Source organism: Microbacterium sp. NPDC089186 (genome assembly GCF_040685115.1).
Lineage (GTDB): Bacteria > Actinomycetota > Actinomycetes > Actinomycetales > Microbacteriaceae > Microbacterium > Microbacterium galbum.
The window spans coordinates 401,390-420,546 of the sequence record NZ_JBFBHJ010000003.1; the positions used below are offsets into that span (position 1 = coordinate 401,390).

Below are 19,157 nucleotides of genomic sequence, written 5' to 3' on the forward strand. Positions count from 1 at the left end.
CCGGCGCCGAGGCATCCGTCGTTAGTCTGAATCCCGATGTTCGTTCTCGCCGAAAATCCCTCCCCCAGTCCGTCTCCCACGATCACCTCGCCCTCGGACCTCGCCAACCTCGACACCTGGACGTGGATCGGCGGCCGCCTGCTCGACTTCGGCGGCGTGCTCCTGCAGATCCTGGGGATTGTCGTCGGTATCGCCATCGCCGCATGGATCCTGCGCGTGGTCATCCGCCGCGTGGTCGACCGCATCGTCAACGGCGCCAAGGTCAAGGCGCGGGTCGACGACACGCAGGCCCTCGACCGATCTCCCCTGAGCGCCGTCCGCCTCGTGCAGCGAACGCGCACCCTGGGGACGATCCTGCAGAACATCGTCAACGTCGTGCTCGTGATCGTCGCCCTCGTGTGGATCGCCGGCATCGTCGCGCCCGACGCCCTCGCATCCCTCACCCTGCTCACCGCCGCGATCGGCGCCGGCCTCGGCTTCGGCGCGCAGAACATCGTCAAAGACGTCCTCAACGGCATCTTCATCGTGGCCGAAGACCAGATCGGCATCGGCGACGTCGTCGACCTGGGCCTGGCGACGGGCATCGTGGAGTTCGTGAGCGTCCGCATCACGCACGTGCGCGACGTCAACGGCACGCTCTGGTACGTGCGCAACGGGGAGATCACGCGCATCGGCAACATGTCGCAGGGCTGGTCGCGCGTCATCATCGATCTCGCCGTGCCGGTGGATGCCGACATCGACGACGTCGAGCAGGCCATGCTCACCGCGGCGAAGACGATGTCGAAGGAGCAGAAGTGGCGCTCGCGCATCATCGAGCAGCCCGAGATCTGGGGCCTGGAGTCCATCAGCGGTGACGCCCTCGTCATCCGCCTGGTGATGAAGACGCGCTCGAGCGCGAAGGACGACGTGGCCCGCGAGCTGCGCGCGCGCCTCAAGCGCGCCATCGATGCGATGGGGATCGCGCTGCCACAGCTGAACTCCATCGTGCTCACCGGAGCAGAGGGCGCGCAGAGCGTGCGCGGCGCCCACCCGCCGAAGACGAAGGAGACGCCCGTCGCCGTTGTGAACGACCGTCCCCGGTGGAAGCCGCGCGGGCGTCGCATCGACGTCTCCGAGACGGTGGAGGACCACACCGAGCACGACGGCGCGCCGGCGCCGAAGACGAAGAAGACCAAGACGCTGCGCGACGACACCCCCACCTCGGTCGTGGATCTGCCCGCCGCGCCGGGCGCCGACACGCCGAAGCCGACTCCCCCGGCCGTGCGCGCCGACGAAGAGAGCACGTCATGACCGAACCCGTCAGCTTCTACGATCAGGTCGGCGGTATGGACACCTTCCGCCGACTCGTCGACGCCTTCTATCGCGGCGTCGCCTCCGACGAGGTTCTCAAGCCCATGTACCCCGAAGAGGACCTCGGCCCGGCCGCCGACCGGCTGACGCTCTTCCTCGCGCAGTACTGGGGTGGACCGACGACCTACGGCGAGACGCGCGGGCACCCGCGCCTGCGCATGCGGCACATGCCGTTCCACGTCGATCCCGACGCGCGCGACCGCTGGCTGCGACACATGCGCGCCGCCGTCGATGAGATCGCCCTGCCGCCGGCCTTCGAGGCCCCCCTGTGGGACTACCTCGAACGCGCCGCCTACGCCATGGTCAACACGTTCGAGGCGCGCGGGATCGGCCCGCAGCAGAACGGACGCCCCGATACGGGGCTGCCGGTCCGCTCAGCGGACTGACGGCCGTCCGCCCCGCCGGCCCGCGCCGCTCAGCGAGCGCGGGTGGCCTCGCCGAGCAACCGCGGGGTCGGTGCACCCCGCCCGCGGGTGCCGCTCCGCCCGTCGCCCGGGCTCAGCGGCCGAGGAAGTCGCCGAAGCCCGGGAGGTCGAGGTTCGACAGGCCCTCGCCGAACCCGCTGATCTTCTCGCCCGCTCCCGATACGGCATCCTGCGCCCCTCCGGCCCATTCGCCGATGCCCGATCCTTCCGCGAGCGAGGTGAGATCGACTCCGGATGCCAGGGCCTCCAGGTCCACTCCCTCGGCGAGTCCCGCGAAGTCGACCCCGGACTGCATCGCCTGCGCGAGCAGGGGTGCGGCGACCGCGCTGACGATCGCGCCTCCGGCGACCGCGGCGAGCAGGCCGCCGGCGCCGACGATACCGGCGCCGACGAGTCCGCCCTTCCCGGCCCTCGCGAGCAGCGACGACATGCGACCCGGTCTCGCCGCCTCCGCCCGCGCCGCGGTGCGGGCGAGGTCGTCAGGAGCGTCGGACCGGGGCTGCTCGTGCGGCGCCAGCTCGGCATCCATCCGCTCGCGCACGTGCGCGCGTTGCGCCGGGGTGAGCCGAGCGAAGGCCTCGCGGTGCATCTGCTCGACGCGGTCGGGGTCGGCCGTGCGCAGCAGGTAGTCGTAGCGCGCGATGGCGGCGCGATCGTCGGCCGAGACGGCGCCTCCGGATGCCGGGCGTCGGCCCGCCGCGGGCGGGGCGTACCGATCGGCGGGGGTGGCGGGCGGCGCCCCCGGGGTGCGCGGCCGCGAGTCGCCGGTCACGGCGTCGGCGGCCGAGCGCACCATGTCGCGCCAGTCGCGATTCCCGGAAGACGGGGACCCGCTCTTGGCGGCCGAGGCTTTGCCGGCGGCCTTCGAGGCGAGGTCGAACAGACGGGAGAATGAAACCACGGGGATACCTCTCGACGGGCGGCATGCTGCCGCGACGTCAAGGTCTCCTCCGCCCCTCGGGGCCGACGTACCCGGAATCCAACCGTGGACTCGTGATGACGGATACGCCGCGTCGGGAGTACTCCCCTTGCTGCTTCCACGGTAGGGCGGGCACCTTTGTGCTTCCTGGATGACGCTCGGCCGCCGTGCGGTCAGCTTCCGGTGGCGCGCACCGCCGTCAGCCCCGAGCGCACCGGCCCGCGCACGAGCACGTGCCCGCGGGTGAGGCTCAGCCGCGTCCACGCTCCGCTGCGGCGCACGGGCGCCTCTTCGCCGCCGGCGATGAACCCGAGCGCGAACGCCGCGAAGGCCACCCCGAGCGGCAGTCCGCCCAAAGCCTCGTCGGCCTGTCCCCACACCTGGGCCCGGATCACCCGCACCACGTCCTCGCCCGCGTCGGCCGGGAGCGCGTCGGCGACGGCGGCGACACCGTACTGGGCACGCGCGGCGAGGACGGCCGAGTCGACGGCATCCGTCTGCTCCCAGCCGCCCTGCGGCGGCGAGATGCCCGCCCATGCCGGAGAGGTCGCCGTCTCGGGCAGGACGACCGCGTTCGCGTCGTCGGGGGCCGGCAGAAGCGCGGACGCCTCGACGACGAGGTCGCATTCCAGCTCGGGGTCGATCGCCGATGCGCGCAGCCCGAGCACGGTGGGCGTCGCGTCCATCAGGCCGCGCGGCGCGAGGGGCGCGGCCGTCGTGACGAGCACTCCCCCGCGGGCGCGCAGGCGCACGGTTCCGTCGCCGAGACGGATCGTTCGACTGGAGAAGGTCAGCAGGTCGGCTGCCGCCTGCGGGTCGGGGAACAACAGGCGCGCGGACACCCGCTCTAAACTAGCAAGCGGTGCGCACCTCGCCGCACCGGAACGGGAGTCAGCGTGACCGACGCCATCGATCCCGTGGCGTCGTTGCTCGCGGTCCTCGACCTCCGCGATGCCGGCGCCCGGACGACCGAAGACATCTTCACGGGTGTGTCGCAGGCGATGCCGACCGGCCGTGTCTACGGCGGCCAGGTGCTCGCGCAGACGATCGTCGCCGCCTCGCGTACCCTCCCGGCCGCACGCACCGTGCACTCGATGCACGGGTACTTCCTGCGTCCCGGCGATCCGGCCGACGGCATCACGTTCTCGGTCGACCGGATCCACGACGGCCGGTCGTTCTCGACCCGGCGCACGCAGGCGTTCCAGTCGGGCGTTCCGATCTTCTCGATGATCGCGTCATTCCAGGACGACGACCCCGGACTCGAGCATTTCGAGCCCATGCCCGACGGAATCGCCCCGCCCGAGGACACGGCGCCCGTCGACGTCGAGACGCTGCACCCCATCAGCCGGCGGATGCTGTCGGCGAGCCCTGTCGACGTGCGTCACGTGTCGTCACCGGTGTACGCCTCGGTCGAGGGGCCGCGAGTGCCGCGGCAGGCCGTGTGGATGAAGCTGCGCCGTCCCATCACCGATGACCCGGCCGTGCACCGGGCCTCCCTCGCGTACCTCAGCGATCTGACGATCCAGGAGACGATTCTGCGCGCCCACGGCGTGCCCTGGAACGCACCGGGCTTGCGCGTGGCGAGCCTCGACCACGCGATGTGGTGGCACCGTCCCGGACGCGTGGACGAGTGGCTGCTCTACGTGCAGGAGTCGCCGAACGCCCGCGGCGGTCGCGGGCTGTCGACGGGCCGCGTCTATACGCGTGACGGTGCGCTGCTGGCGAGCGTCGCGCAGGAGGTCATGGTGCGGGTCCCGCGCGAGTGACCGCGATCACGGATGCCGCCGCCCGGCGGCATCCGTCCCGCGCCATGTCGACGCACGGCGGCGTCGAGGCGCAGACCTCGTGCGTCGACCGGAGTCAGCCCTTCGCGGCTCGGCGACGGTACTCGATCGGGTCACCGACGTAGGGCCCCCACGCAGCCCGCTCGGCCGCACTCCAGCGGATGGGACGGCCGCTCGCGGTGTCGACGAGGACCACGACGGCCGTGGCGCGCGCGTAGAGCACCTGCTCGGCGTCGCCGATCGGGCTGAACACCTCGAAGCAGATGTCGGCGCTCGAGCCCCCCATCGCACCGATCCACATGCGCACGTCCAGCGGACGCTGGCTGTAGGGCACGGGACGGAGGTACTCGATCTCCTGACGAGCGATCAGCGTCGCGCGTTCTCCGCCGCTCTCGAGCACGCTCATGTCGAAGACGGCCGTCGGCAGGGCCTCGCCCTCGCCGTCCCCGCGCCAGAAAGCGCGCAGACGCGCCTCTTCGAGCAGCTTGAGCATCGAGGTGTTGTTGACGTGTCCGAGCGCGTCGAGGTCGCCCCAGCGCAGGGGGATCGGCACGTGAAGCCGCTCGGGCCCCGCGGTGGCGGGGCCCGAGTCGGGGAATGCTTCTGCGTCAGTCACGCGTGAGCTTGCGGTAGGTCGACCGCGACGGGTTGGCGGCATCCGCTCCGAGGCGCTCGATCTTGTTCGCCTCGTAGGCTTCGAAGTTGCCCTCGAACCAGTGCCACTGGTCGGGGTTCTCCTCGGTGCCCTCGTAGGCGAGGATGTGCGTCGCGATGCGGTCGAGGAACCACCGGTCGTGGGTGATGACGACGGCACAGCCGGGGAACTCGAGCAGGGCGTTCTCGAGCGAGCTCAGCGTCTCGACGTCGAGGTCGTTGGTCGGCTCGTCGAGGAGCAGCAGGTTCCCGCCCTCCTTCAGCGTGAGGGCGAGGTTGAGGCGGTTGCGCTCACCACCGGAGAGCACCCCGGCCTTCTTCTGCTGGTCGGGGCCCTTGAAACCGAACTTCGACACGTAGGCGCGCGAGGGGATCTCGGTCTTGCCCACGGTGATGATGTCGAGACCGTCGGAGACGACCTCCCACAGCGTCTTCTCGGGGTCGATGTTCGCGCGCGACTGGTCGACGTAGCTGATCTTGACGGTCTCGCCGATCTTCAGCGTTCCGCCGTCGAGGGGCTCGAGGCCGACGATCGTCTTGAACAACGTCGTCTTTCCCACACCGTTCGGACCGATCACGCCGACGATGCCGTTCGGCGGGAGGTTGAAGCTCAGGTTGCTGATGAGCGAGCGGTCTCCGAAGCTCTTCTCGAGCTTCTTCGCGTCGATGACGATGCTGCCCAGGCGCGGACCCGCGGGGATCTGGATCTCGTCGAAGTCCAACTTGCGCGTGCGCTCGGCCTCGGCGGCCATCTCCTCGTAGCGCGCCAGGCGGGCCTTCGACTTGACCTGACGACCCTTGGCGTTGGAGCGGACCCACTCGAGCTCGTCCTTCAGGCGCTTGGCCAGCTTCGCGTCCTTCTTGCCCTGGACGTCGAGGCGCTGCGCCTTCTTGTCGAGGTAGGTCGAGTAGTTGCCCTCGTAGGGGTACAGGTGACCGCGGTCGACCTCGGCGATCCACTCCGCGACGTTGTCGAGGAAGTACCGGTCGTGGGTGATGGCGATGACCGCACCCTTGTAGGCCTTGAGGTGCTGCTCGAGCCACAGCACGCTCTCGGCGTCGAGGTGGTTGGTGGGCTCGTCGAGGAGCAGCAGGTCGGGCTTCTGCAGCAGCAGTTTCGCCAGCGCGACGCGGCGACGCTCTCCACCGGAGAGCGGGACGACGCTCGCATCGGCGGGCGGGGTGCGCAGGGCGTCCATCGCCTGCTCGAGCTGCGAGTCGAGGTCCCAGCCGTCGGCGGCGTCGATCTCTTCCTGCAGCGTGCCCATCTCGGCCAGCAGCGCGTCGAAGTCGGCGTCGGGGTCGGCCATGAGGGCGGAGATCTCGTTGAAGCGGTCGAGCTTGGGCTTGATCGCCACGCCGTCCTGGATGTTCTCCAGCACGGTCTTGCTGTCGTCGAGCTCGGGCTCCTGCATCAGGATGCCGACGGTGAAGCCGGGGCTGAGGCGCGCCTCACCGTTGGAGGGCGTGTCGAGGCCGGCCATGATCTTGAGGATCGTGGACTTTCCCGCACCGTTCGGACCGACCATGCCGATCTTGGCGCCGGGGAGGAACGACATCGTGACGTCGTCGAGGATGAGTTTGTCGCCGACCGCCTTGCGGGCACGGACCATGGAGTAGATGTATTCGGCCATAACCGTTCCAGTCTAGGGGCGGCTCCCCTGCGCACCGACGTGACGAGCGCACAGCGGCCGCCGCGGGTCCGTCACCAATCGATCGCGCGCGTCTGCCCGATCAGGCATCCACCGGAGCCGAGTCCCGGGAGCACCGTCGTCACAGGGTCGCCGATCGACGGGCCCACCTGTCCGACGAGGCACTCGTCGCCCAGGCGCACCGCGAATTCGATGCTCTCCGCCGCATTGCCGATGGTGGACTCATCGGCGGTGACCTGCATCGCCGCTTTGTCGAAGCCCGCCGCCGTCAGGGCGTCGATGTACGCGCGCCCCGACGCCGGATTCGGCCCGGCCCATACCGAGGCCACGGTCTGCGAGAACAGCGGAAGGCGCTGCGCGCCCTCGCTCGCGGACGAGGCCGCCGGGGTCGACGACGCATCGCCCGCGGACGACGGAGTCGTCGCCTCCGCGCCGGGCGTCTCCCCTGCCGTCGACGTCGCCGCGTCGCCGGCATCCGGCCCCGGTGCGGCCGAATTCCCCGTGCAGCCCGCGAGCCCGAACACGGCCACGAGGGTCAGAGCGGCGAAGAGTCGTCCGGGGAAGCGAGGCACGATCACGAGTCTACGGACCCGTCCACGCACCACCGGAGGGTGACCCGCCCCGGATCAGAACGGGGTGGCGTCGGCGGGCGTCTCGACACGACCGGTTTCCCCCGCCGCCACGCCGACCTCAGCCCGAGCCCGTTCGGCCCCTTCACCCGAACCCCCGGCGTCCGTCTTGAGCGAGGCGCCCGGCAGGCTCCATCCGTCGCCGTCCGTTTCGGCGCGCGGTGCGGGTTCAGCGGGAGACGGGCTGGTGGCAGTCTGCGGCTTCGCGGCGCGGTGGAACACCGACACCCCCCAGCGCAGGTCGTGGCCGATCGCGTCTGCGACGACGTCGGCGCTGACCCCGCGCTTGCTCTCGGTCTCCCACTCGCGCAGACGCAGGCGGCCGCTCAGGATCACGCGCTCGCCTTTCCGGAAGGAGCGGAGGACGTTGGCGCCGAGGTCGCCGAAGACCGAGATGGCGTAGAAGTTCGTGTGTCCGTCCACCCACTCGCCCTTCTCCCGGTCGAACTTCCTCTCGCCCACTGCGAGTCGGAACGCCGCGACCGGCCCGCCCCCGCGGGTGGTGCGTTGCTCGAGGTCGCCGACGATGTTGCCGACCAGGGTGATGTGATCGCTCATGATGTGTCCTCTCGATGTGTTGTGACGCTCCGGCATCCGCGTGCCCGACGGATGCCGGAGCCATGTCAGCGTCGCGCGACTCGCCCGGGCGGCGGAGGCGATTCCGCCGGTTCCGTGGACGGATGGGGCAGCCGAGGCGGTGGGGAGGAGGAGTGGGATGGGCACGGCGACGGTGATGTCGGAGGTCGGTCGTACGGTGTCCGCATGAGCACCGCACTGTGGAACGACCTCGCTCCGGCACCGCGCCCGGCCGGGTGGGGTGCGGCGACGCATGTCGCCGCCGGTCTGTGGCGCATCGCCGACCCGCGCGGCGTCATGGTCGGCCACATCCGTGCCATCGCGTCCGATGGAGGATGGCGGTACGCGGCCGAACGCTTCCACGCCGCCTCGGGCAGCTTCCGACGCCTCGGCGAGTTCTGGTCGTCGAGCGATGCCGTCGAGTGTCTGCGCTACGCCCGATGAACGGCGCCTCGACGCGAGGCAGCAACACAGGCAGCATCGACACGGGGCGCGCCTCGACGCCGGGGTCTATGGACGCCGGAGGCATCGACGCGGGTGTGCACTGACCACGGGGTACATCGACGCCAGGGCGCATCGGCACGGCGACGCCTCGGCACAGCGACGCACCGGCACGGCGACGCCTCGACACGGCGACGCCTCGACATCCGGGTGCACCGACGCGGCGACATCCGACACGCGGGCGCATCGACGTGCGCAGACGCATCCGCACCCGGGTGAGCCCCGACCGAGCGCGACGGCGACCGGCTCAGACGACCGTGGCGAAGTCCTCCCGCGCGGGCACCGTTCGTCCACCGCGCACGTCGTCCCACGCCGCACGGAGTATCCCCACCGCGCGCTCGAGCGTGGCAGGCGGAGCGGTGAAGGGCACGCGCAGGCGCCGGTCGTGGCCGCCTTCCACGGCGAACCGCGAGCCGGCGGAGAGAGCGAGACCGCGTGAGCGCGCGTTCATGACGAGCGGAGTGCTGAGCGGCTCTCCGATGCCGACCCACATCGACACGCCGCCACTCACCCGCGGGACGTCCCACTCCGGGAACGCGTCGATCAACGCGCTGCGCAGGGCGTCGCGTCCCGCCCGCAGCAGCTCTCCCCGCTGCCGCGCGATCTCGTCGAGCCGCGGCACCAGTCGCGTCGCGATGGCCTGCTCGAGTTCCGGCGTTCCCAGGTCGTGCACGGGGCGCCCGCTGGCGAGGCGGCGGATGATGTCGGGAGCGGCGCGCACCCATCCCACCCGCAGGCCGCCCCAGACGGTCTTGCCCAACGAAGCGACGCGGATGATGCGATCGTCGTCCGGGAAGGGCGCGGCATCCCCCCGGCGGTCGATGTCGAGTTGCCCTGTCGTCTCGTCCAGTACGAGGAGCGTTCCGGCGCCGCGGGCCCCCGACAAGAACGCGTCGACCTCGCGGGGGTCCATCGTGCGGCCGGTCGGGTTGTGGAAGTCGGGCATGAGGTAAGCCAGTGACGGAAGGGCGCGCGCGAAACTCTGCTCGGCGCGTTCGATGTCCCACCCGGTCTCCGCGTCGACGGGCACGCCGATCAGCCGCGCACCCACCCGGCGGAAGGCGTCGGCCGCGTGCGGATAGGTCGGCGTCTCGAGCATGACCCGGTCGGCGCGGCCGATGAGTACGGACGCGATCAGATGGATCGCGCTCTGCGCCCCCGTCGTGACGAGGATCTGATCGGGGGCGGTCGACAGCCCGCGCGCCGTGTAGTGATCCGCGATGGCCGCCCGCAGCGACGGGTCGCCGACGACGTCGTATCCGATCCGGGCGACGAGCGCCGGCGCCTGGGCCGCCGCCTCGGCGATGACGGCGGGGAGCCCCGGCCACGCCGCCGGGCTGGCCTGCTGCAGGTCGATGCTGTCGGCGTCGGCCTCCAGGCGGCCGGGGTCGCTCCGCCGCAGCGGGAGCGTCACGCTGCCGCTGCCTCTCAGGCTCTCGATGTGCCCCGTCTCCCGCAGGCTGCGATAGGCCGCTGCGACGGTCGTCCGACTGAGCGACAGCGCGGCGGCGAGCTCGCGCTCGGCGGGGAGAGCGGTCGACGGCGCGAGGCGGTTGTCGAGGCACAGCAGACGCACCCCGTCGGCGAGCGCCTCGTACGCCGGGCCGCTCCCCCGCCAGCCGCCGAGGGCTGCGGCGAGGGCGCGCGCGGAGATCCGTGAGTCCATGCGGCCACACTATCCCGATTGGCCTCTAAGCAACGGTCCAATCCGATGATTGGATTGCCTCATGTTCTCCCGCGTCACCCGCCTCCTCGTCGGCCTCGTCCTCTACGGCGCCGGCTGCGCCCTCACCGTCGCCGCCGGGCTCGGCGTGGACCCGTGGACCGTCTTCGCGCAGGGCATCGCCCGCGTGACGGGCGTCGGCATCGGGTGGGTCACCAACATCATCGGCCTCGGCGTCCTGCTCCTGTGGATCCCCCTGCGTCAGAAGCCGGGCGTCGGCACGATCGCGAACATCCTCCTGGTCGGCACCAGCCTGCAACTCGCCCTCGGCATCCTGCCGCACCCCGACGTCTTCTGGCTCCAGGCTCTCATGCTCGTCGCCGGCGTGGTGCTCGTGGCGGTCGCATCCGGGCTCTACATCGGAGCGAACTTCGGTCCCGGCCCCCGCGACGGGCTCATGACCGGCCTGCACGGACGCTTCGGCTGGCCCATCTGGGCGTGCCGGCTCACCGTCGAAGGGTCGGTGCTCGTGCTCGGGTGGCTCCTGGGCGGCACCGTGGGAATCGGCACCGTCGTCTTCGCCCTGGGCATCGGACCCCTCGTGCACATCGCGATGCCGCTTCTCGCGACTCCCCGGTCGGCGCCGCGCCCGCGGTCGGCGGCACGGGTCTAACACGAGCGCCCCGCCCGCGACGGATACCGCGCGGGCGGGGCGCTTCGCGCTCAGTGCTCGCGGAACTCCGGGCGGTCGCTGCCGGGCTTGAGGTGCGCGTGCAACGCGCTCTTGGCGATGTCCATCGACGGGTAGACGCCCAGCCGCTCGTCCTTACCCGTCATGTGGACGCTGTAGCCCTCGGCATCCTTCTGGATGGTGCCGACGACCCCCACCGGGCCGTAGGCCACCCAGAGTCGTCGTGTCGCGGTGTCTGACATGAGTGCTCCTTTGCTCTCCTTCGCCCGGAGGTTACGCCCGCGCGGGGGCCGGCGCCAGGGGCTGGTGCCGCGCCGAGAGTGCGACCGATATCCTGGACCGACGACCCCCAGTAGCTCAGTGGATAGAGCAGCGGCCTTCTAATCCGCCGGTCACACGTTCGAATCGTGTCTGGGGGACCAGAACCGGTGTCGCACCCCCTCAGTAGGATGTGGGGATGGTAAACGCCTCCGAGAACGACCGGCTCGTCTGGATCGACTGCGAGATGACCGGCCTCGACCTCGGCGTCGACGAGCTCGTCGAGATCGCCGTCGTCGTCACCGATTTCGAGCTGAACGTGCTCGATCCGGGCTTCCAGATCGTCATCAAGCCCGACGACTCCGCCCTGGCCAACATGGGCGAGTTCGTCACCGAGATGCACCGGTCGTCGGGACTGCTCGACGAGATCCCGAACGGCGTCAGCCTCGCGGATGCCGAGTTCCAGACGCTCGAGTACATCCAGCGCTTCGCGCCGGTCGAAGGCAAGGCGCCGCTCGCGGGCAACACCATCGGCACCGACCGCATGTTCCTCGCGAAGTACATGCCGCGTGTCGACCGCTGGCTGCACTACCGCAACGTGGATGTGTCGAGCATCAAGGAGCTCTCGCGCCGGTGGTACCCGCGCGCCTACTTCCAGGCCCCCGCGAAGAACGGCGGCCACCGCGCCCTCGCCGACATCCGCGAGTCCGTCCGCGAGCTCGCCTACTACCGCGCCGCCGTGTTCGTGCCCCAGCCCGGCCCCACGAGCGACGAGGCGAAGGCCGTGTCAGCGTCGGCAGTGTCGTCGTTCGCCCTCGACGTGTGACATAATCTTTCAGTTGTCTTCTTCCGAGGACACATGGTGGCTATAGCTCAGTTGGTAGAGCACCGCGTTGTGGTCGCGGGGGCCGCGGGTTCAAGTCCCGTTAGCCACCCCACTCACAGAAGCCCGGCCGAGATCGCGCCGGGCTTCTGCATTTCCGGATGCCGCCTCCCCCACGCCCGTAGAATCGTTCGGTGGACGCCGCCCGCACGGATGCGGCATCCGCCCCTCGCTTCGACACCCGGGAGGCCACGTGAACGACGACGTCGACGCGCGCCCCGCGATGGTCATGTCGCCGGAGGCGTTCGAGCAGCTCGTCGTCGACGAACTCGACCGCCTCCCCGACGACATGGTCGAGGGTCTCGACAACGTCGTGTTCGTCGTCGAGGACCGTCCCGAGGACGGCTCGCTCGATCTCCTCGGGCTCTACGACGGATGGGCGCTCACCGAGCGCGACCGTTACGGCGTCGGCGAGCTGCCCGACCGCATCATCGTCTACCGCGAACCGCACCTCGCCGCCTGTACCGACGAGGACGACCTGCGCGACGAGATCCACACCACTCTCGTGCACGAGATCGCGCACTTCTACGGCATCGACGACGACCGCCTGCACGAACTCGGGTGGGCGTGATGGCCGGCCTCGCTTCGCCCGACCTGGATTCCGACGTCGAACGCGACCTCGACGCCCAGCCGCCGTCGTCGTGGCAGACGGTCGTCTGGAACGACCCCGTGAACCTCATGAGCTACGTGAGCCACGTCTTCCGCACCTACTTCGGCTTCGACGCCGCGACGGCCCACCGCCTCATGTTGGCTGTGCACCACGACGGTCACGCCGTCGTCGCACGCGGTCCGCGCGAGGTCATGGAAGCCCATACCCAGGCCATGCACGACTTCGGTCTCTGGGCCACCGTCAGGAAGGACCCCTCGTGAGCGAGCGGATCGTCGTCCTCGAGATCAGCGGTCTCGAAGCCCTCCACCTCGCCGGCATCGTCGGGCAGTTCCGCGATCTCCTCGCCGACTCCCGCACCGACGACGACCCGGCCGTGGCGCGACTGATGCCCGACGCCTACCCCGACGACGAAGCCGCCAGTCGCGAGTTCCGTCGGCTCACCGGAGGCGACCTGATCGAGCGGCGCTCCCAGGATGCCGCAACCGTCCTTCAGACGCTGGGCGCCGACGGCGGTGAGCCCACCCCCGCGGGCGACCCGGATGCGACGATCGCCGTCGCCCTGGGCGAAGGGGAAGCCCTCGCGTGGATGCGCACGCTGTCGGCGGTGCGCCTCGTGCTCGCCACGAGACTCGGCATCCAGGACGAAGACGATCACCAGCCCGACGATCCGAGGTTCGGGGTCTATGACTGGATCGGCTATCGCCTCGACGGCCTCATGGCCGCTCTCGAACGCCCCTGAGCCCGGGTCGGGTCGGCCTCGGCGGAGGTGTCAGGGGATGCGAACGCGCACGTCGGCACGCTCAGCCGGGCTGTGGGCGTCGAGGTGGGCGTCCTCTTGGAGCGCCCAGCGCCGCCAGTGCGGGCGATAGGTGTCGCCGTCGCGCTCGAGCGCGCGGTGCCGGCGCGAGTCGGTCGGCGCCTCCACCCAGACCGAGACGTCGGCCAGCCGCGCGACCTCGGGGGTGAGGATGCCCGCCCCCTCGACGACCAGCGGAAGCGAGGGGTCCACCGCGTACGCCTCGGCGCGCGTCCCGGCCTCCCAATCCCACCGTTCCCAGACGCCGAGCAGTCCACGGGCATGGGGCAGCAGGATCACCTCCCGGGCGTAGGCCACGCCCTCGGCGAGCCCGTCCCACCCCGGATAGACGTCGTCGAGCGCGACGAGCTGCACGCGCCCGCGACCGGGCCACGCCGACACCAGCCGCCGTGCGAGCGAGCTCTTGCCGGCGCCGCTGCGTCCGTCGATGACGACGGCCGGGTTCGGTGCGCCGACCGCCGTGATACGCGCCGAGACCGCGGCCACCGCCGCGGTGAGGGCCTCGTCGACCGGGTCCGTGTTACTTCTTGAGGGCGCGGATGACACGGCTGAGCGCGCGACCGGCGACCCACACGAACGGGATGCCGACGGCGAGCAGCGACACGAGGTTCGGGTCGAACCGCAGGTCGTCGCCGCGGCGGATGTAGGCGCCGAGCGGGAGGGTGTATCCGCCTCCCCCGCCTCCACCGTTGCCCTGCTCGTCCGAGCCGCCGCCGTACCCGGCCCAGGTGAGCGCGACGGGGACGATGCGCACGCCGTCCACGTCCTGCTGCTCCCCGTACGCGGAGGTGACGCCGAAGCTGGTGGCCTGCTTGCCGAGTTCCAATGCGATGTTGGGCATGCCCCCACCGTAGCGGCCCGCCTCGCCGGGCCGCAGGGCGTTGCGCGCCGTCACGGCTCGTGCGAGGGTCTCGCTCGTCGTCAGTGGTCGTACGACGGCCGCGGGTTCGTCGGCAGGGCGCCGCCCCCTCGCGACGGTCCCAGCAACGACCCGCGGGTCACGGCTCCACGGCCGAACCGCGCAGCCGCGCCGTCGAGGGCGCCCTCGACCCGTCGCCATTCGGCGTCGTCGTCCCAGAGCGTCGCGGCCATGGCCGCCGGCTTGAGCTTCTCGCCACGCACCCCCACCAGCCGGACGGCCTGGAGGCGGTCGATCGAGTCGAACAGGTCGATCGCCGCGTCGCCGATGCGTTGTCCGACCGAGGTGGGCTCGGGCAGCGTGCGCGAGCGGCTCAACGTGGTGAAGTCGGAGAAGCGGACTTTGATCGAGATCGTCGCGGCCTCGTACTGCTGCGTCCGCAGGCGCGCTCCGACCCGGTCGGCGAGGCGGCGCAGCTCCACGTGAAGCGTGCGCGTGTCGGAGATGTCGGTGTGGAACGTCTCCTCGTGGCCGACGCTCTTCTCGGACCGACCCGTGTGCACTTCGCGTGCGTCGATCCCGCGCGACAGGTGCCAGATGCGCTCCCCCATCGCCGCCCCCAGAACCTGATCGAGCGCGTGCCGCGGTGTGTCGAGGATGTCGGAGATGAGACGGATGCCGCGGGCCTCCAGAGCCTCGGCGGCCTTGGGCCCCACTCCCCACAGGGCGCGGACGGACCGCGGCCGCAGGAACGCCTCCGTGTCGGCGGCCGCCACGACGAGCAGGCCGTCGGGCTTGGAGATGGTGGAGGCCATCTTGGCAACGTGTTTGGTGGCCGCGACGCCGATGCTGCACGTGAGACCGGTCTCCGCGAGCACGCGGGCTCGCAGGTCGCGCGCGATCGTGCCCGGACTCCCCCACAGCCGACGCGCCCCGCGCACGTCGAGGAACGCCTCGTCGATCGAGAGCGGTTCGACCAGCGGAGTGACGTCGTGGAAGATCGCCATCACCTGCCGCGACATCTCTGTGTAGCGGTGGTACGGCGGGTTGACCACGATCGCGGTGGGGCACAGGCGCAGTGCGATCGCCACGGGCATGGCGGACTTCACGCCGTAGCGGCGTGCCTCGTACGAGGCGCTCGAGACGACGCCGCGCCCCTCGGAACCGCCGATGATGAGCGGCTTGCCCGCGAGCGACGGATCGTCGAGCACGGCCACCGACGCGAAGAAGGCATCCATGTCGACGTGCAGGATGCCGGTGCCCGTGTCGTCGGCGTCGGGTCGCGAGACGATGCGCCCCGTGCCGTCTCCGCGTCCCATGGCGTCCATTGTCCCCCGGACCTCCGACATCGAGGTCGGCGCGGGCGACGACCCCTCGAGTCAGCGATCCGCCTACGGCGATCTGCCCCGCTCCGTAGCGATTCCGCGGCTCAGCTGACCGAGGGCGGGTCGACGATCCCCGTCGGCACCCCGCGGAACGCCCCGCGAACGACGGATGCCACGGCCCCGCGCGCGTGGAGCGCCGGGGCCGTGGCATCCGGTGTCTTACTGCGCGGCGCGCTCCAGCACGAGCTCGCGCACGCGCGCGGCGTCGGCCTGGCCCTTCATGGCCTTCATGACCGCCCCGATGACGGCGCCGGCGGCCTGCACCTTGCCGTCGCGGATCTTCGCGAGCACGTCCGGCTGGGCGGCGAGGGCGTCGTCGATCGCGGCGATGAGCGCCCCGTCGTCGGAGACCACGGCGAGGCCTCGGGCGTCGACGACCTCCTGCGGGGTGCCCTCTCCGGCGATGACGCCCTCGAGCACCTGGCGCGCGAGCTTGTCGGTGAGCGTTCCCTCATCGACGAGCTTCTGCAGCGCGGCGACGTTCGCGGGCGACACGAGGTCGGCGGCGTCGCGCTCCTGTGCATTGGCGACGCGCGTGATCTCGCCCGTCCACCATTTGCGCGCCGAGGCGGGGGCGGCGCCCGCGGCGATCGTGTCGGCGACCGCGTCGAGCAGCCCGCCGTTCGCGACGTCCTGGAACTCGAGGTCGGTGAAGCCCCACTCGGCCTTGAGGCGACGACGGCGAGCGGCCGGGGGCTCCGGCAGCGCGGCGCGCAGTTCCTCGATCAGCGCGGGCGCGGGCACGACCGGCAGCAGGTCGGGCTCGGGGAAGTAGCGGTAGTCGTCGGCATCCGACTTGGGGCGACCGGGAGAGGTGCGACCGGTGTCCTCGTGCCAGTGGCGCGTCTCCTGCGTGATCGTCCCGCCCTTGGCGAGGATCGCGGCCTGACGCTGGATCTCGTACCGCACCGCGCGCTCGACCGAGCGCATGGAGTTGACGTTCTTCGTCTCGGTGCGTGTGCCCAGCTTCTCTTGCCCGCGGGGGCGCAGCGAGACGTTCGCGTCGCAGCGGAGGTTTCCGCGCTCCAGCCGCGCCTCCGAGATGCCGAGACCGCGCACGATGTCGCGGATCGTCGCGACGTAGGCCTTCGCAAGCGCCGGAGCGGAGTGCTCCGCGCCGAAGATCGGCTTCGTGACGATCTCGACGAGCGGCACACCCGCGCGGTTGTAGTCGACGAGCGAGTACTCGGCGCCCTGGATGCGACCGGTCGCGCCACCCATGTGGGTGAGCTTGCCGGCATCCTCTTCCATGTGGGCTCGCTCGATCGGCACGGTGACGATGGTGCCGTCCTCGAGCTCGACCTCGACCGAGCCCTCGAAGGCGATCGGCTCGTCGTACTGCGAGATCTGGTAGTTCTTGCCGAGGTCGGGGTAGAAGTAGTTCTTCCGCGCAAAACGGCTCGAGGGCGCGATCGAGCAGCCGAGGGCGAGGCCCAGGCTGATCGAGGAGCGGATCGCCTCGGCGTTGACCACGGGCAGCGCACCCGGCAGGCCCATGTCGACCGGGGCGACGAGCGTGTTGGGCTCGGCGCCGTGGTGGGCCTCGTTGGCGGGGTTGGGAGCGGCCGAGAACATCTTGGTCGCGGTGTTCAGCTCGACGTGCACCTCGAAACCGAGGACGGGCTCGAACAGCTCGAGCGCCTCGTCGAAGTCCATGAGTGCGTCTTTGGCCATCAGAGGGACGCTCCGTTCGTGAGAGAAGGGGCTTTGTCGAGCAGCGGTCCGCCCCACTGGTCGACCAGCAGCGCCTCGAGCGCGGCACCGACGCGGTACAGACGCGCGTCCTCGCGGGCGGGGGCGAGGAACTGGATGCCGACGGGCAGCCCGTCGTCGTCCGCCAGGCCGCTCGGGATCGAGATGCCCGGGACGCCGGCGAGGTTCGCCGGGATCGTGGTCACGTCGTTGAGGTACATCTGCAGCGGGTCGTCGAGCTTCTCCCCCAGGCGGAACGCCGTGGTGGGAGCCGACGGAGTCGCGATGACGTCGACGTGCGCGAACGCCGCGTCGAAGTCCTGCTGGATGAGCGTGCGCACCTTCTGGGCGCTGCCGTAGTACGCGTCGTAGTAACCCGCCGACAGCGCGTACGTACCGAGGATGATGCGGCGCTTGACCTCGGGACCGAACCCGGCATCGCGCGTCGCGGCCATGACGTTCTCGACCGTGGGGGTGCCCTGCGGCGTGACTCGCAGACCGAAGCGCACCGAGTCGAACTTGGCGAGGTTGCTCGACGCCTCCGCGGGGAGGATCAGGTAGTACGCCGCGACGCCGTATTCGAAGTGCGGGGCGCTGATCTCCACGATCTCGGCCCCCTGGGCCTGCATGGCCGCCAGCGACGCGCGGAACGAGTCCGACACGCCCTTCTGGAAGCCACGGTCGTCGAGCTCACGGATGACGCCGACCTTGAGGCCCTTGAGGACCTCTCCGGTCGCGCCCTCGCGGGCGGCTGCGGCGAACGACGGCCACGCGTCGGAGAGCGAGGTCGAGTCGTTCGGGTCGTGCCCGCCGATGACGTCGTGCAGCAGGCCCGCATCGAGGACGGTGCGCGTGACCGGACCGACCTGGTCGAGGCTGGATGCCAGGGCGATCGCGCCGTAGCGGCTGACCCCGCCGTACGTGGGCTTGACGCCCACCGTGCCGGTGACGTGCGCGGGCTGACGGATCGAGCCGCCGGTGTCGGAGCCGAGGGCCAGGGGCGCCTCGAACGCGGCGACGGCCGCCGCCGACCCGCCGCCGGAGCCTCCGGGGATGCGATCGAGGTCCCAGGGGTTGCGGGTGGGACCGTAGGCCGAGAACTCCGTCGAGGAGCCCATCGCGAATTCGTCCATGTTCGTCTTGCCGAGGGGCACGAGGCCGGCCGCACGGGAACGCGCGACGACCGTGGCGTCGTAGGGCGACATGTAGCCCTCGAGGATCTTCGATCCGCTCGTGGAGGGCATGTCGGTGGTGACGAGCACGTCCTTGACGGCGAGCGGGACACCCGCGAGCTCGTGGAGATGCTCGCCCGCGGCGCGACGGCGATCGATGTCGGCCGCGACCTCGAGCGCGTGATCGCTCACGTGCAGGAAGGCGTGGACGTCGCCGTCGACGGCGGCGATGCGGTCGAGGTGCGCCTGCGTGGCTTCGACGCTCGACACCTCGGACGAGGCGAGTTTGGCGGCCAGGTCGGCCGCGGTCAGGCGAGTGAGGTCGGTCACTGCTCTTCTCCCAGGATCGCGGTCACACGGAAACGGCCGTCGGCCTGGTCGGGGGCGTTCTGCAGCACCTGCTCGCGCGTCAGCTGCTGCTGGACGACGTCGGGGCGGAAGACGTTCTCGAGCGGGATCGGGTGGCTCGTGGCCGCCACGTCGGGCGTCGCCACCTCGGACACCTTCGCAATGTTGTCGACGATGGCATCCAGCTGGCCGGTGAGGCTCTGGACCTCCTCGTCATTCAACTGGATCCGGGCGAGCACACCGAGATGGCGCACGAGATCAGGAGTGATTTCAGACACCCCCCGAGTCT

The 19,157-nt window shown here is 70.8% G+C and carries 23 protein-coding genes and 2 tRNA genes; 11 read left to right on the top strand and 14 right to left on the bottom strand.

Features of this window, described 5'->3' with window-relative positions:
* The first annotated feature begins 36 nt into the window (after nucleotides 1-36).
* A complete protein-coding gene (locus tag AB0N82_RS12140; RefSeq protein WP_315995570.1) occupies nucleotides 37-1,290 on the top strand; it encodes a mechanosensitive ion channel domain-containing protein in 1,254 nt (417 codons plus the stop codon).
* Nucleotides 1,287-1,736 (top strand): globin, encoded by a 450-nt coding sequence (locus AB0N82_RS12145; protein WP_315995569.1) that lies wholly within the window; start codon nucleotides 1,287-1,289, stop codon nucleotides 1,734-1,736. Before AB0N82_RS12140 ends, AB0N82_RS12145 begins: the two co-directional genes overlap by 4 nt.
* A gap of 112 nt (nucleotides 1,737-1,848) precedes the next feature.
* Here the strand turns inward: AB0N82_RS12145 and AB0N82_RS12150 are convergent, their stop codons facing one another.
* Nucleotides 1,849-2,676, bottom strand: coding sequence for a cation-transporting ATPase (locus AB0N82_RS12150; protein ID WP_363391882.1), 828 nt, complete (start codon nucleotides 2,674-2,676; stop codon nucleotides 1,849-1,851).
* A gap of 191 nt (nucleotides 2,677-2,867) precedes the next feature.
* On the bottom strand, nucleotides 2,868-3,536 hold the full coding sequence (locus AB0N82_RS12155; RefSeq protein WP_363391884.1) for a hypothetical protein: 669 nt from the start codon (nucleotides 3,534-3,536) through the stop codon (nucleotides 2,868-2,870).
* A 54-nt stretch (nucleotides 3,537-3,590) separates the two neighbouring features.
* Here AB0N82_RS12155 and AB0N82_RS12160 point away from each other — a divergent pair, with 54 nt between their 5' ends.
* Nucleotides 3,591-4,460, top strand: coding sequence for an acyl-CoA thioesterase II (locus tag AB0N82_RS12160; protein WP_363391886.1), 870 nt, complete (start codon nucleotides 3,591-3,593; stop codon nucleotides 4,458-4,460).
* A gap of 94 nt (nucleotides 4,461-4,554) precedes the next feature.
* On the opposite strand, the gene AB0N82_RS12165 is transcribed toward AB0N82_RS12160, so the two are convergent.
* The 4 genes from AB0N82_RS12165 to AB0N82_RS12180 all read right to left on the bottom strand — a co-directional run bounded on the left by AB0N82_RS12165 (nucleotide 4,555) and on the right by AB0N82_RS12180 (nucleotide 7,971).
* Complete coding sequence (locus AB0N82_RS12165) at nucleotides 4,555-5,094, bottom strand: thioesterase family protein (RefSeq protein WP_315995565.1); 540 nt, start codon at nucleotides 5,092-5,094, stop codon at nucleotides 4,555-4,557.
* The gene (gene ettA / locus AB0N82_RS12170; protein ID WP_315995564.1) at nucleotides 5,087-6,766 is read right to left on the bottom strand and encodes an energy-dependent translational throttle protein EttA; all 1,680 of its coding nucleotides are present in this window, start codon (nucleotides 6,764-6,766) and stop codon (nucleotides 5,087-5,089) included. The genes AB0N82_RS12165 and ettA overlap by 8 nt, the downstream gene beginning before the upstream one ends.
* Before the next feature lie 71 nt (nucleotides 6,767-6,837).
* Nucleotides 6,838-7,356: a hypothetical protein gene (locus AB0N82_RS12175; protein WP_363391889.1), complete on the bottom strand. Its 519-nt coding sequence runs from the start codon at nucleotides 7,354-7,356 to the stop codon at nucleotides 6,838-6,840.
* Between the two features lie 54 nt (nucleotides 7,357-7,410).
* Entirely contained in the window at nucleotides 7,411-7,971 is a 561-nt protein-coding gene (locus AB0N82_RS12180; protein ID WP_363391891.1) for a single-stranded DNA-binding protein, read from the bottom strand.
* Nucleotides 7,972-8,175: 204 nt separating this feature from the next.
* On the opposite strand from AB0N82_RS12180, the gene AB0N82_RS12185 reads away from it, so the two are divergent.
* The gene (locus AB0N82_RS12185; RefSeq protein ID WP_363391893.1) at nucleotides 8,176-8,433 is read left to right on the top strand and encodes a hypothetical protein; all 258 of its coding nucleotides are present in this window, start codon (nucleotides 8,176-8,178) and stop codon (nucleotides 8,431-8,433) included.
* 304 nt (nucleotides 8,434-8,737) lie between these two features.
* Here AB0N82_RS12185 and AB0N82_RS12190 read toward each other — a convergent pair whose 3' ends face one another.
* Nucleotides 8,738-10,156 (bottom strand): PLP-dependent aminotransferase family protein, encoded by a 1,419-nt coding sequence (locus AB0N82_RS12190; protein ID WP_315995560.1) that lies wholly within the window; start codon nucleotides 10,154-10,156, stop codon nucleotides 8,738-8,740.
* Between the two features lie 61 nt (nucleotides 10,157-10,217).
* Between AB0N82_RS12190 and AB0N82_RS12195 the strand changes: the two genes are divergently transcribed.
* A complete protein-coding gene (locus tag AB0N82_RS12195) occupies nucleotides 10,218-10,826 on the top strand; it encodes a hypothetical protein (RefSeq protein WP_315995559.1) in 609 nt (202 codons plus the stop codon).
* Between the two features lie 50 nt (nucleotides 10,827-10,876).
* Here AB0N82_RS12195 and AB0N82_RS12200 read toward each other — a convergent pair whose 3' ends face one another.
* A complete protein-coding gene (locus AB0N82_RS12200) occupies nucleotides 10,877-11,086 on the bottom strand; it encodes a methyltransferase (RefSeq protein ID WP_315995558.1) in 210 nt (69 codons plus the stop codon).
* A gap of 104 nt (nucleotides 11,087-11,190) precedes the next feature.
* Here AB0N82_RS12200 and AB0N82_RS12205 point away from each other — a divergent pair.
* The 6 genes from AB0N82_RS12205 to AB0N82_RS12230 all read left to right on the top strand — a co-directional run bounded on the left by AB0N82_RS12205 (nucleotide 11,191) and on the right by AB0N82_RS12230 (nucleotide 13,334).
* Nucleotides 11,191-11,266 (top strand) — tRNA-Arg (locus AB0N82_RS12205).
* Between the two features lie 35 nt (nucleotides 11,267-11,301).
* Complete coding sequence (orn, locus tag AB0N82_RS12210; protein WP_315995557.1) at nucleotides 11,302-11,928, top strand: oligoribonuclease; 627 nt, start codon at nucleotides 11,302-11,304, stop codon at nucleotides 11,926-11,928.
* Between the two features lie 36 nt (nucleotides 11,929-11,964).
* Nucleotides 11,965-12,040, top strand: a tRNA-His gene (locus tag AB0N82_RS12215).
* Between the two features lie 168 nt (nucleotides 12,041-12,208).
* The gene (locus AB0N82_RS12220; RefSeq protein WP_363392282.1) at nucleotides 12,209-12,556 is read left to right on the top strand and encodes a metallopeptidase family protein; all 348 of its coding nucleotides are present in this window, start codon (nucleotides 12,209-12,211) and stop codon (nucleotides 12,554-12,556) included.
* Nucleotides 12,547-12,855: an ATP-dependent Clp protease adapter ClpS gene (gene clpS / locus AB0N82_RS12225; protein WP_315995556.1), complete on the top strand. Its 309-nt coding sequence runs from the start codon at nucleotides 12,547-12,549 to the stop codon at nucleotides 12,853-12,855. Before AB0N82_RS12220 ends, clpS begins: the two co-directional genes overlap by 10 nt.
* A complete protein-coding gene (locus AB0N82_RS12230; protein WP_315995555.1) occupies nucleotides 12,852-13,334 on the top strand; it encodes a DUF2017 family protein in 483 nt (160 codons plus the stop codon). Before clpS ends, AB0N82_RS12230 begins: the two co-directional genes overlap by 4 nt.
* 30 nt (nucleotides 13,335-13,364) lie before the next feature.
* Here the strand turns inward: AB0N82_RS12230 and AB0N82_RS12235 are convergent, their stop codons facing one another.
* The 6 genes from AB0N82_RS12235 to gatC all read right to left on the bottom strand — a co-directional run bounded on the left by AB0N82_RS12235 (nucleotide 13,365) and on the right by gatC (nucleotide 19,146).
* Entirely contained in the window at nucleotides 13,365-13,958 is a 594-nt protein-coding gene (locus AB0N82_RS12235) for a hypothetical protein (RefSeq protein WP_315995554.1), read from the bottom strand.
* Nucleotides 13,933-14,253 (bottom strand): hypothetical protein, encoded by a 321-nt coding sequence (locus AB0N82_RS12240; RefSeq protein WP_076675934.1) that lies wholly within the window; start codon nucleotides 14,251-14,253, stop codon nucleotides 13,933-13,935. Before AB0N82_RS12240 ends, AB0N82_RS12235 begins: the two co-directional genes overlap by 26 nt.
* Nucleotides 14,254-14,333: 80 nt before the next feature.
* Nucleotides 14,334-15,590, bottom strand: a complete 1,257-nt coding sequence (locus AB0N82_RS12245) for a DNA polymerase IV (RefSeq protein ID WP_363391898.1) — start codon at nucleotides 15,588-15,590, stop codon at nucleotides 14,334-14,336.
* Nucleotides 15,591-15,815: 225 nt separating this feature from the next.
* Nucleotides 15,816-17,330, bottom strand: coding sequence for an Asp-tRNA(Asn)/Glu-tRNA(Gln) amidotransferase subunit GatB (gatB, locus tag AB0N82_RS12250; protein ID WP_363391900.1), 1,515 nt, complete (start codon nucleotides 17,328-17,330; stop codon nucleotides 15,816-15,818).
* On the bottom strand, nucleotides 17,330-18,850 hold the full coding sequence (gene gatA / locus AB0N82_RS12255; protein WP_363391902.1) for an Asp-tRNA(Asn)/Glu-tRNA(Gln) amidotransferase subunit GatA: 1,521 nt from the start codon (nucleotides 18,848-18,850) through the stop codon (nucleotides 17,330-17,332). Before gatA ends, gatB begins: the two co-directional genes overlap by 1 nt.
* The gene (gene gatC, locus AB0N82_RS12260) at nucleotides 18,847-19,146 is read right to left on the bottom strand and encodes an Asp-tRNA(Asn)/Glu-tRNA(Gln) amidotransferase subunit GatC (RefSeq protein WP_298872388.1); all 300 of its coding nucleotides are present in this window, start codon (nucleotides 19,144-19,146) and stop codon (nucleotides 18,847-18,849) included. Before gatC ends, gatA begins: the two co-directional genes overlap by 4 nt.
* Nucleotides 19,147-19,157 lie beyond the last annotated feature (11 nt).